Below are 12,152 nucleotides of genomic sequence, written 5' to 3' on the forward strand. Positions count from 1 at the left end.
GTTCCGCTTTCTGCGGTCCGTGCCTAGCTACGCAGCGAACGGAGCGTCACGCCTCGACCGGAGGGCACGCCGGTGAATTTTGGCGTGGTGGCGGATCTCTTTCCGGTGGCGGATTTCTTTCGGGTGGCCGGACTCTGTGTGGTGAACGGAGTCTGTGGCCGGGCTACCGCGTTGAGTCCCGGGCAGCGGCGGTGCGGTGGATTGGTAGCTGTGGCCGGTGGGGGTTGTCAGTCGGATGGCATGCCTGGTCCCGCCGGGGGCGCTCGGTCCGGTGGACTGGCGTGCTTTCCAGCCTGGCGTTTCCTTGGTGTGGTTGCAGGCTTCGCAGAGCCCGGCGCCGTTGGCCTGTGTCGTAGCTCCGCCGCCGTGCCAGGGAACGATGTGGTCCAGATGGCGGATGGGTGCGTCGCAGTAGGGGGTGCGGCAGGTGTCGTCGCGTGCCTCGATGAAGCGGCGGAGTCCCGCGGGGAAAAGCCGGGCGCGGGAATCCATCGCCACCAACTCGCCCGTGGCGGGGGCGGTGTACAGACGGCGGATCCACATATTGAAAGCCTTGTCGCCGGCTGCGCCGGATGGGAACGCGCCGGGTACGGAAGCACCAGGACCGGAAGTTGAGGGCGCCGATCCATCCCGGCCAACGATCTCGCGTGCCCACCCGCCGGGAACCACGCCATAACCGGGGAGGCGTGCCGGTTCGCCGTCGCCTTGGAAGAGGGTCCTGTCGGTCATGACGAGCTGGATTTCGATGCCGGCGATCCCGCCCGGCGTCCCGGTGACGCGTTCAACCAGGTCATCAGCCATGATCTGGCCCCGGGACCGGGGATCCCCGCCGGCGCGGAGAGAGTCCGCGTTCCGGACCAGAGCGGCCAGAACGGCGACACCGGCCGAGACGGGCAACAGGGCGGTCAGATAGCACATGGTGTCCGGTGCGGGACGGAGGCTGACGTGCCTCGCCGTCGCGGCGTGGGCGGCGCGTTGGGTAACGGAGCGCGGGTCGCGGCGATAGGCAGCGGTACGGGCGGCGGCCACCAGTGCCCGGTCACCTACACCGGCCAGCGTCCCCGCGTCGGGCGCGAGTTCCTCATCGACGCCACACCGGTCCGCCGAGGACAGGCACGCCGTTTCGCGCACCAGCAAGGTGGCCCGCCACTCGTTCAGCTGGCCAGTCTCCAAGGCAGCGAGCGTGTGCGGCATCTCCGTCACCAAAGCCTTGGCCAGGCCCAACAACCGGCTTCCCTTGGCCGGGGATTCGCGACGGGCGAGGGCGATCTGTGCTCCGACGCCGACTCCGAGCTGGTCAGTGGGGATCCCGACGTCGGACTGCTGCCGGCGCTGCAGCTGATCAAATGCGACAGACAGCCGGGCCTGGCGGGCGGCCAAGGCTGACTTTTCGTCTTCCAGGGTCCGGATCTCGTCAATCAGGCGGGCGCCGTCCTGCTCAGACGTGTCTCCGCGCAACACTAAGGCTGCATTCTCCGTTGCCGGATCCGCTTCGGACCCCCAATTACCGTCCATGGCTCAAGTGTCCCTTGGGGCTCTGACATTTTTGGGCGCCCTCGACCAGCCGGGGCCCCTCCGAGCGGAACGGCTCTCGAGGCACTGCCAACCGGGCCGAAGGGAACTAGGCTGGAGCGGTGACCCGCCTCATCCTTGCCTCCCAGTCCCCCGCCCGCACCAAACTCCTGAGCCACGCCGGCATCCGGCACGAGATCCTGGTCTCCGACGTGGACGAAGACGCCATCCAGGCCCGTTACGGCGTGACGGATCCGCACGACACCGCCCTGCTGCTGGCGCGCGCCAAGGCAGAGGCCGTTGCCTCGCTGCCGGACGCGGAGGGCGCCCTGGTGCTCGGCTGCGATTCCGTCTTCGAGTTCGACGGCGAGGCGCACGGCAAGCCGTACGCGGCCGAGGTCGCAAGGGAACGGATGCTGCGGATGAGCGGCAGCATGGGCGTGCTGCACACCGGCCACTGGCTGGTGGACTGCCGCGACACCGACCCCGATTCGTCGGAGAACAACGGCGGCGAACGCGCCGGTTCCGGCGCGACGCTGGGCGCCGTGACCTCCGCCGAGGTCCATTTCATGGAGATGAGCGGCGAGGAGATCGAGGCCTACATTGCCACGGGTGAACCGCTCCAGTGCGCCGGCTCCTTCACGATCGACGGCTACGGCGGGGCCTTCATCCGGAAGGTCGACGGCGACCCCCACACTGTCGTCGGGCTCTCCATATCCACCCTCCGCGGCCTGCTGGGCCAGGCGCAGGTGGGCATCACGGAGCTGTGGACCGGCGGGGCCGTTGACCCCGCTGAAGCCCGAGCTGAGTGAGCCAATTCGCAGCTCTTTGTAGCTTCCCTACAAAGGTTGGGAGCTTTACGCGCGGAATCCGCAAGTAATATCGGCGGAACCCTCAAAATCGCGCTAGGCTCCCTGAAGGAAAGAAGGAGACGCCTTGTCAGCAAATTCGGAGCAGTCCGCAAGTCCAGAGCAGTCCGCAGCCCCAAGCCACGCAGGTGCCGCCCTGACGAGCTCCAAGCGGCTGAGCAAAGTCCTGATCGCCAACCGCGGCGAAATCGCTGTGCGCATCATCCGCGCCGCCCGCGACGAAGGCATCACCTCGGTGGCGGTCTACGCCGACCCGGACCGCGATGCCCTGCACGTGCGCCTGGCGGACGAGGCCTACGCACTGGGCGGCAACACCGCCGCCGAGTCGTACCTGGTCATGGAAAAGCTGATCGAGGTGGCCCACCAGTGCGGCGCCGACGCCATCCACCCCGGCTACGGCTTCCTGGCCGAGAACGCCCAGTTCGCAGCCATGGTCATCGGGGCCGGCATCACCTGGATCGGGCCCTCCCCGGAGGCCATCTCCGCCCTCGGCGACAAGGTCCAGGCCCGCCACATCGCGGAGAAGGTGGGCGCTCCGCAGGTCCCCGGCACCGCCGATCCGGTGGAATCCGCCGAAGAGATCCTCGAATTCGTGGACAAGTTCGGCCTGCCCGTGGCCATCAAGGCTGCCTTCGGCGGTGGCGGCCGCGGCATCAAGGTGGCACGCACGCGTGAGGAAATTCCGGAGCTCTTCGAATCCGCCGTCCGCGAGGCTGTCGCTGCCTTTGGGCGCGGCGAATGCTTCATCGAGCGCTTCCTGGACGCGCCCCGGCACGTCGAAACCCAGTGCCTGGCAGACGCCTACGGGAACGTCGTTGTGGTTTCCACCCGCGACTGCTCCCTGCAGCGGCGCAACCAGAAGCTCGTGGAGGAGGCGCCGGCACCGTTCCTCACCGAAGAGCAGAACCGCCGCCTCTACGAGTCCTCCAAGGCCATCCTCAAGGAGGCCGGCTACCTCGGCGCCGGAACGTGCGAATTCCTGGTGGGCCAGGACGGCACCATCTCCTTCCTCGAGGTCAACACCCGCCTCCAGGTGGAGCACTGCGTCTCCGAAGAAGTCACCGGAATCGACCTCGTCCGCGAACAGTTCCGGCTGGCCCGCGGCGAGAAGCTGGGCTACGACGACCCCGAGGTGCGTGGGCACTCGATCGAGTTCCGCATCACCGGCGAGGACCCGGGCCGCAACTTCATGCCCGCTCCCGGCACCATCACCACGCTGAAGAACCCCACCGGCCCCGGTATCAGGATCGACTCCGGCGTGGAGCAGGGCGATGTCATCAGCGGCAACTTCGACTCAATGCTCTCCAAGCTGATCGTCACCGGCGCCACCCGCGCCCAGGCACTGCAGCGCTCCCGCCGCGCCCTGGAGGAGATGGTGGTGGAGGGCATCCCCACCGTAATCCCCTTCGACCTCGCCGTTGTTACCAACCCCGACTTTGCCCCGGCAGAGGGACCGTTCAAAGTCCACACCCGCTGGATCGAGACGGCGTTCGTCAACGACATTCCCGCCTGGACCCCGACCGGCACCGACGTTGAAGCGTCCGACGCCGGCGATCGCCAGCGCGTCGTCGTCGAGGTCGGCGGCAAACGCCTGGAGGTCGTGCTGCCCGCGTCACTCGGCTCGTTCAGCACCGGCGGCGGTTCCGCCAAGCCGGCCAAGGCCAAAAAGCGCTCACGTTCCGGCGGGGCGGCTGCAGCTGCCGGCGGCAACGCGCTCACGTCCCCCATGCAGGGCACCATCGTGAAGGTGGCCGTCGCCGAAGGCGTCGTGGTTGCCGAAGGTGATCTCGTCGTCGTGCTCGAAGCGATGAAGATGGAGCAGCCGCTCACGGCGCACCGGGCGGGCACCATCACGGGCCTGGCCGCCGTCGCCGGCGAGACGGTGTCCGCTGGTGCCGTGATCGCAACGATCGAAGACTGAACCCGGAGCGGTTTCAGTCCACCGCTACACAGCAATGCCCGCCGCCCCCGGCGCGCCCATGGCGCACGGGGGCGGCTCCATGCAGACTTAGCGTGTGAAGCCATTTCTACTGCTTGCATCGCGCGCCGAAGACAAGGCTGCCGAGGAAGAATACGAGGCCTACCTGCGCTATGGGGGACTCGAACCCGCGCAGCTGCGGCGCATCCGGATGGAAGCCGGGCCCCTGCCCGAGTTGGACCTCTCCGACTACTCGGGGGTGATCGTGGGCGGCAGCCCCTTCACCTCCAGCGACCCGGCGGATCACAAAAGCGCAGCCCAGCACCGGGTGGAGCGTGAATTGTCCCTGCTGCTGGACCGCATCGTGCCGGCGGATTTCCCGTTCCTCGGAGCCTGTTACGGGGTCGGCACGCTGGGCCTGCACCAGGGCGCGGTGATCGACCGGACCTATGGCGAGGGCCTGGGCGGCGCCACGATCAAGCTGACCGCCGAAGGGCTGCAGGATCCACTCCTGCGCGGGCTGCCGGAGAGCTTCACGGCCTTCACCGGCCACAAGGAAGCCTGCACCGTCCTCCCCTCGCACGCCGTGGTCCTGGCCAGCTCCGCGGCCTGCCCGGTCCACATGTTCCGGATCAGGACCAACCTGTACGCCACCCAGTTCCACCCGGAGCTCGATGCGGACGGGCTGGTCACCAGGATCGACATCTACCGCCATGCTGGCTACTTCCCGCCGGAATCGGCCGAAATCCTGATGGAGAACGCCCGGCAGTTCACCGCGACGGAACCCATGAAGATCCTGGGCAACTTCGTGGAGCGCTACGCGCGGTAGCGGCGGGATACAACAAATGCCCGGTGCCCCGCGAAGGGGTACCGGGCATTGTTGTGAAGGGCGAAGGCCGGGTCAGGCCACGTTGTTCTCGTAGTCCAGGTCCCGGGTTTCCTTGCTCAGGAACAGCGCCACCAGGGTAAGGACCGCCATGGCGGTCAGGTAGATACCGACCAGGACGGGGCTGCCGTCAGCCTGTTCCCAGAGCGCGACGGCGATGAACGGCGCCACAGCCGCGCCCAGGATGCTGGACACGTTGTAGCTGACAGCAGAGCCGGTGTACCGGACGTTGGTGGGGAACAGTTCCGGCAGCAGGGCACCCATCGGCCCGAACGTGAGCCCCATCAGGGAGAACCCGATGATGAGGAGCGCCATGGTGCCGATGAACCCGCCGCCGAACAGCGGCACGAACAGCAGCCCGAACACGAAGATTCCGCCGGTCACGACCAGCAGCATCTTGCGGCGGCCGTACTTCTCAGCCAGCGGACCGGAGACCAGGGTGAAGATGCCGAAGAACACGACGCCGGCAATCAGCATCCAGAGGAAGTCGTTGCGGGTGAAGCCCAGTCCGGGAACGAACGCCGCGGCGGCTGCCTCGGTCATCGGCTTGCCGGCCTTCTCCGCAGCGGCCTTGGCGGCATCCAGCGACGCGGGCCGGGTGCCGTAAGTCAGCGTGAACGTGGTCATCAGGTAGAAGAGCACGTAGGTGGCGAGCATGATGAACGTGCCCAGGATGAGCTGCCGCCAGCTCGACTTGAAGACCCGGGCAAGCGGCAGCTTGGCCACCTCGTTGGATTCGAGCACCTTGGTGAAGGCCGGCGTTTCAATGAGCTTCAGGCGGACGTAAAGGCCGATGATCACCATGACGGCGCTCAGCAGGAACGGAACGCGCCAGCCCCAGGCCTCGAAGGCGGCCGGAGTAAGTACATAGCTGGCCACCAGGAAGATCACGTTGGCGATGATGAAGCCGATGGGCGCACCGAGCTGCGGGAACGTCCCGTAGATCGCCCGCTTGTTGGCGGGTGCGTTCTCCGTGGCCAGGAGGGCCGCGCCGCTCCACTCGCCGCCGAGCGCGAGGCCCTGGGCGAAGCGCATAACCACCAGGAGTGCCGGAGCCCAGAAGCCCCAGCCCGGGACCAGCGCGGTGGGAAGGCAGCCGATCAGGAAGGTGGCAATGCCCATGGTCAGCAGCGAGGCCACCAGGGTGCCCTTGCGGCCGAACTTGTCCCCGAAGTGGCCAAAAACGATGGACCCCAGCGGACGGGCGATAAACGCGACGCCAAACACTGCGAAGGAGCTCAGCAGCTGGGTGGTTTCATTCTGTCCCGGGAAGAACAACCGGGGGAACACCAGCACGGCGGCCGTGGCGTAGACGTAGAAGTCGTAGAACTCCACGGTGGTGCCGATCAGGCTGGCGACGATCACGCGCCCGCGCGAGTTAACCTGCTGGGCTGACCCCGGCTGCGGTGAAGTGGCAGTGGATGACATGTAGTAACACTTTCGTGAGAACCGGGCGTTCATCCCCAAAAGGCTGCCCGGCTAAGGGATACATAGGTCTCAATAATAGTTCCGCTGGTCCATCGACTGGACAAAGGTGTCCGTCATACGGACGTCTGAAATTATCTCACTAACGGCGCCTCACGCCGTCACAGAGGCCACGATAGGCAAACTTCACAGCACGTTAACAAACGACGACGGTTCACGAAACGCGGCGTCTCTACCTTGGAAGGACAACAAACCCCCAAAGGAGGTACACCGTGACTGTTGACCGCACGGCAGAGGCCGGCGCACAGCCCGGCACTACCCGCACCGCTGACGCTCCCGCCCTTGAAGTCCGCCCCGGCCGCTGGATCGCCAACTGGGATGCCGAGAACAAGGAGCAGTGGGAGTCCAAGGGCCGCTCCATCGCCCGACGCAACCTGAACTGGTCCATCTTCGCCGAATTCCTCGGCTTTGTCGTCTGGCAGCTCTGGTCCATCGTGGTGGTCCAGCTCCCCGCCGCAGGATTCACTTTTTCCACCTCGGAAATCTTCTGGCTGATCTCCATGCCCAGCCTGGTGGGTGCCACACTGCGCATCCCCTACACGTTCATGGTCCCGAAGTTCGGCGGCCGCAACTGGACCATCGTCTCGGCCCTGCTTCTCCTCATCCCCTCCATCGGCCTGGGTCTCTGCGTGTCCAACCCGGAAACCCCGTTCGGTGTCATGCTGCTGGTGGCAGCACTTGCAGGCTTCGGTGGCGGCAACTTCGCCAGCTCCATGGCCAACATCACGTTCTTCTACCCTGCCCGCGAAAAGGGCTGGGCACTGGGCCTGAACGCCGCCGGCGGAAACCTCGGTGCCGCCGTCGCACAGCTTGCCGTTCCCATCGCCATCACCCTGGTGGCCGTAGGAAGCGTCAACCTGCCCATGGCCGGATGGATGTGGGTCCCCTTCATCCTGATCGCAGCCTTCGGCGCCTGGAAGTACATGGATAACCTCACCAGTGCCAAGGGTGACGTGGCCGGATCCGTGGCTGCACTGAAGGAACCGCACCTGTGGATCATGGCGCTGCTGTACATCGGCACCTTCGGCTCGTTCATCGGCTTCGCCGGTGTGTTCCCCAAGCTCATCAAGGACTACTTCCCCGCTTTCTCCTCCATTGGAGTGGGCACGGTTGCACTGTCCCTCGCCTTCCTCGGCCCGCTGGTCGGCTCGCTGGCCCGCCCCTACGGCGGACGCATGGCGGACCGGATGGGCGGCGCCCGCATGACCGTTGCCGCCTTCGCCTCCATGGCCGTCATCACGCTCACCATGGTCTGGACCCTGCCGCTGAAGAACTTCTGGCTCTTCCTGGGCCTGTTCCTGCTGCTCTTCACCGCCAGCGGCTTCGGAAACGGTGCAACGTACCGGATGATCCCGATCATCTTCGCCACCTCCAGCCGGGCAGCCCGCGCCGGCGCCAGCACGGTGGCCACCCAGCGCCTGGCCTCCTCGGCACTGGGCCTGATCTCGGCGATCGGCGCCTACGGCGGGTTCGTCATCCCGCAGGTGCTGAACGCCTCCAACACCGCCAGCGGTTCCTACACCCCCGCTTTCTACGGCTTCGTCGGGGCATACGTCCTGATGCTGGTGGTCTGCTGGGCCTGCTACATCCGCAACGCCAACCGAAATGCGATGGGACACGTCTAACATGACCACAAGCGCCGACACGCACTGCCCCTACTGCGCCTTGCAGTGCGCCATGACGCTGAAGTCCCCAGCGGCTCTGACCCCGGCTGTCCAGCCGGGGTCAGACCCCGTGCCGGCTCCGCCCGCTCCGAACGTACCCGCTGCAGCCGTTGATGCCGGCGGCGCGGCGGCTGCGCCCGTCCTGGAAGTTTCCGGACGCGACTTCCCCACCAACCGCGGCGGCCTGTGCCGCAAGGGCTGGACCTCCGCCTCGCTGCTGAGCCACCCCGGACGCGTCACCGAGCCCATGCTGAAGGGCTCCGACGGCGTCCACCGCCCCGTCAGCTGGGATGAGGCCCTGAAACTCATCACCGCTGCAGTGAAGGACACCCGAGCCCGCTACGGCGCGGATGCCATCGGCGTATTCGGCGGCGGCGGCCTGACCAACGAGAAGGCCTACCAGCTGGGTAAGTTCGCCCGCCTGGCCCTGGGCACATCCCGGATCGACTACAACGGCCGGTTCTGCATGTCCTCCGCAGCCGCCGCAGGAATGCGGGCCTTCGGGGTTGACCGCGGCCTCCCGTTCCCGCTGGAAGACCTCGACGGCACCAGCACCATCCTGATGCTCGGCTCCAACGTCGCCGAGACCATGCCGCCCTTCGTGCAGCACCTCCAGGGAGCTCGCGACGCCGGCGGGCTGATTGTGGTGGACCCCCGCCGTTCCGCCACCGCTGCGTTCACGTCCGACGGCGGCGGCCTGCACCTCCAGCCCCTGCCGGGCACCGACCTCACCCTCCTCCTGGGCCTGTCCCACGTGGTCATCCACGAAGGCCTGGCCGACACCGAATTCATCCAGGCGCGCACCAGCGGCTTCGAAGCCCTGGCCCGCAGCGTCAACGCGTTTTGGCCGGAACGCGTCCAGTCCCTCACGGGCGTACCCGCGGACCTGATCCGCGAGACGGCCCGCCGGCTTGCCCACGGAGCCACCAAGGGCGGGAGCTACATCCTGACGGGCCGCGGCGTGGAGCAGCACGTGGACGGAACGGACACCGCCACCGCCGCCATCAACCTGAGCCTGCTGCTCGGGCTGCCCGGTTCCGCCCGCAGCGGCTACGGCACACTGACCGGCCAGGGCAACGGCCAGGGCGGCCGTGAGCACGGCCAGAAGGCCGACCAGCTCCCCGGCTACCGCAAGATCACCGACCCCGCCGCCCGCGCGCACATGGCGAAGGTGTGGGGCGTGCCGGAATCCCTGATTCCCGGCCCCGGCCTCCCCGCCGTCCAGCTGCTGAAGTCCCTCGGACAGCCCGACGGCGTCCGCTGCCTCTTCGTGCACGCCTCGAACATCGCGGTGGCCTCCCCCGATGCCAACGCCGTCATTGACGGGCTCCGCAGCCTGGACTTCCTGGTGGTCTGCGACTTCTTCGTCTCCGAGACAGCGGCCGAAGCCGACCTCATCCTGCCGGTCCTCCAGTGGGCCGAGGAGGAAGGCACGCTGACCAACCTCGAGGGACGTGTCCTCCGCCGCCGCCGCGCACTGCAGCCGCCGGCCGGCGCCCGCAGCGAACTCTGGATCATGGCGCGGCTCGCCGAGGCGCTCGAGGCTCCATCCACCTACAGCGAGGATCCCGAGACGGTCTTCGAGGAACTCCGCCTGGCTTCCGCCGGCGGCCTCGCTGACTACTCCGGCATCAGCTACGCCATGCTGGACCGCGGCGAAGCGGCCTACTGGCCGTACCCCGTGGGCAGCAGCGGCACGCCGCGGCTGTTCCTCGACGGCTTCGCCCACGCCGACGGCAAGGCGGTCATGACCCCGGTGGCGCCGCGCCGCCGTCGTACTCCCGCAGAGAATCCGGACCCGGGCGCCAAGACCATGACACTCATCACCGGCCGCCTGCTGGAGCACTACCAGTCCGGGGCGCAGACCCGCCGCGTGTCCGAGCTGCTGGCTTCCCAGCCGGAGGCGAAGATGCAGATCCACCCTGCGGCCGCGGCGTCCATGGGCATCACCGACGGTTCGTTCGTTTCAGTGGCCAATGAGCGCGGCGAGGTGGTGTGCCGGGCCGAACTCAGCACGGCGATCCGGCCCGAGACGGTCTTCCTGCCGTTCCACTTCCCGGAGCTCGGGAGCGCCAACCGCCTGACGGAGGCCGCCACCGACCCCATTTCCGGGATGCCCGAGTTCAAATTCAACAAGGTGTGGGTCCGCGTGGCTGCCAACGGACCCCAGCACAGCGTTCTTCAGACATCGGAGGCCTCATGAGTGAGCAGATTGTAATTGTGGGCTTTGGTCCGGTCGCCGCGCGGCTGATCGATGAGCTGCTGCCGGCAGTGCGCAGCGGGCTCGCCCACCTGACAGTCATCGGTGAGGAGCCCGACGCCGCGTACAACCGCGTGCTGGTGGCCGACCTCGGCGTGGGGCGGACGACGGCTTCGGCGCTGGCACTGTCCGACGCCGCCGCGCTGATCGCCGACGGCGTGGACGTCCGGCTCGGCGTCCGCGTCCGCCGGGTGGACCGGGCCCGCCAGCAGGTGGTCCTCACCGACGGCACGAAGCCGCACTACGACCGGCTGGTGTTCGCCACCGGTTCCCGTCCCGTGATCCCCAACCTGACCGGCCTCAACCCGGACCCGGCGCACCCCGTGCTGCCCGCCGGCGTGACCGCGTTGCGCGACCTGCGCGACGCCGAGGTCCTCCGCCAGGCCGTCGCCGGTGGCAAGCGCGTGGTGGTGCTGGGCGGCGGCGTCCTTGGACTCGAGACGGCCCTGGCGGCCGCCGAGGAAGGCGCCACGGTGACCGTGGTCCACAACGGCCCGCATCCGCTGGGCCGGAACATCGACCGCGGCGGCGGCGCGGTGCTCGCCGCCGGCATGCGCAACTGCGGCGTCCGGATGGCCGGCAACGCCCGCTCCACGGGGGTGGAACACAACGCTCCCGACGGCGGCTTCTCCGCCTTGCTGCTGGATGACGGTTCAGCGATCGACGGCGACCTGCTGGTGCTGTCCTGCGGCGTCCGTCCGCGCGTGGAGCTCGCCGAAGGCTGCGGTCTGTCCACCGCCACGGGCATCCTGGTGGACCACAAGCTGCGTGCCCACCACGAGCCGCACATTTTTGCGATCGGTGACTGCGCCGAAGTCCGCTGCCCCGATCCCTCCTGCAGCGACTGCCGGGCCGCACGCGGTCCGTCCGGCCTGGTGGGCCCGGGCTGGCGCCAGGCGGAGTGGTTGGCGGAGTACCTGACGCTCCTCGCCGAGGGATCCGTTGACGGTTCAAGCGACAGTTCGCCCACCGGCGATTCGGTGGACGCGGCGGAGTCCCTGCCCGAGCTGCCCATGGAGAAGCCGGGCGTCGTTGTCCTCAAGGCCCGCGGCATGAACATGGCAGTGGCCGGAGACAACGCCGCGGAACCCTGGGATGAGGAAGTACTGACCGCCGGTGCCGTGAACGGGCGCCCGCGGCTGCAGATTGCGCAGTGGGCCGATCCGGAACACGGCCGCTACGTCAAGATGACCACGCGCGGCGGCGTGCTGGAAGGCCTCGTGGCCGTAGGCATGCCGCGCACGGCTGCGGAGCTGGTCTCCCTGTTCGAGCGCGGCGACGAGCTCCCCGCCGACAGGTCGCTGCTGCTGCGCCTGGACGGACCGGACCAGCTGGCTGCCGCCGGCAACAGCGACCCGGAGCGCACCGTATGCCGGTGCGCCGGCGTCACCGGCACCAAGATCCAGGACGCCGTTGTTGACGGCTGCTCCACGGTGGCCGAGGTTTCCGGCGCCACCCGCGCCGGTACCGGCTGCGGCGGCTGCCACTCCGACATCAAGGACATCATCGAAAAACACTTCCAGGCGGCAGCAGCCGCCTGATATGAGCTGAGGCCGGA

General features: G+C 67.9%; 8 protein-coding genes. 6 read left to right on the plus strand and 2 right to left on the minus strand.

Features of this window, described 5'->3' with window-relative positions:
- Positions 1-27: 27 nt before the first annotated feature.
- Positions 28-1,515 (minus strand): HNH endonuclease signature motif containing protein, encoded by a 1,488-nt coding sequence (locus tag CXQ91_RS04070; protein WP_104172643.1) that lies wholly within the window; start codon positions 1,513-1,515, stop codon positions 28-30.
- Positions 1,516-1,634: 119 nt separating this feature from the next.
- Here CXQ91_RS04070 and CXQ91_RS04075 point away from each other — a divergent pair, with 119 nt between their 5' ends.
- The 3 genes from CXQ91_RS04075 (at position 1,635) to CXQ91_RS04085 (ending at position 5,128) form a co-directional block, all read left to right on the plus strand.
- Entirely contained in the window at positions 1,635-2,324 is a 690-nt protein-coding gene (locus CXQ91_RS04075) for a nucleoside triphosphate pyrophosphatase (RefSeq protein WP_104172644.1), read from the plus strand.
- Between the two features lie 124 nt (positions 2,325-2,448).
- A complete protein-coding gene (locus CXQ91_RS04080) occupies positions 2,449-4,302 on the plus strand; it encodes an acetyl/propionyl/methylcrotonyl-CoA carboxylase subunit alpha (RefSeq protein WP_374953621.1) in 1,854 nt (617 codons plus the stop codon).
- 94 nt (positions 4,303-4,396) lie between these two features.
- Entirely contained in the window at positions 4,397-5,128 is a 732-nt protein-coding gene (locus CXQ91_RS04085) for a glutamine amidotransferase (protein WP_104172645.1), read from the plus strand.
- A 72-nt stretch (positions 5,129-5,200) separates the two neighbouring features.
- Here CXQ91_RS04085 and CXQ91_RS04090 read toward each other — a convergent pair whose 3' ends face one another.
- Positions 5,201-6,613, minus strand: coding sequence for an MFS transporter (locus CXQ91_RS04090; protein WP_104172646.1), 1,413 nt, complete (start codon positions 6,611-6,613; stop codon positions 5,201-5,203).
- 269 nt (positions 6,614-6,882) lie between these two features.
- On the opposite strand from CXQ91_RS04090, the gene CXQ91_RS04095 reads away from it, so the two are divergent.
- Genes CXQ91_RS04095 through CXQ91_RS04105 form a run of 3 tightly spaced genes read left to right on the plus strand, consistent with a single transcriptional unit; the run spans position 6,883 to position 12,135 of the window.
- Entirely contained in the window at positions 6,883-8,295 is a 1,413-nt protein-coding gene (locus tag CXQ91_RS04095; protein WP_104172647.1) for an MFS transporter, read from the plus strand.
- Between the two features lies 1 nt (position 8,296).
- Positions 8,297-10,537, plus strand: coding sequence for a molybdopterin oxidoreductase family protein (locus CXQ91_RS04100; protein ID WP_104172648.1), 2,241 nt, complete (start codon positions 8,297-8,299; stop codon positions 10,535-10,537).
- Positions 10,534-12,135, plus strand: a complete 1,602-nt coding sequence (locus CXQ91_RS04105; protein WP_104172649.1) for an FAD-dependent oxidoreductase — start codon at positions 10,534-10,536, stop codon at positions 12,133-12,135. The genes CXQ91_RS04100 and CXQ91_RS04105 overlap by 4 nt, the downstream gene beginning before the upstream one ends.
- Positions 12,136-12,152: the final 17 nt, after the last annotated feature.

This window comes from Arthrobacter sp. Y81, from assembly GCF_002929335.1.
Lineage (GTDB): Bacteria > Actinomycetota > Actinomycetes > Actinomycetales > Micrococcaceae > Arthrobacter.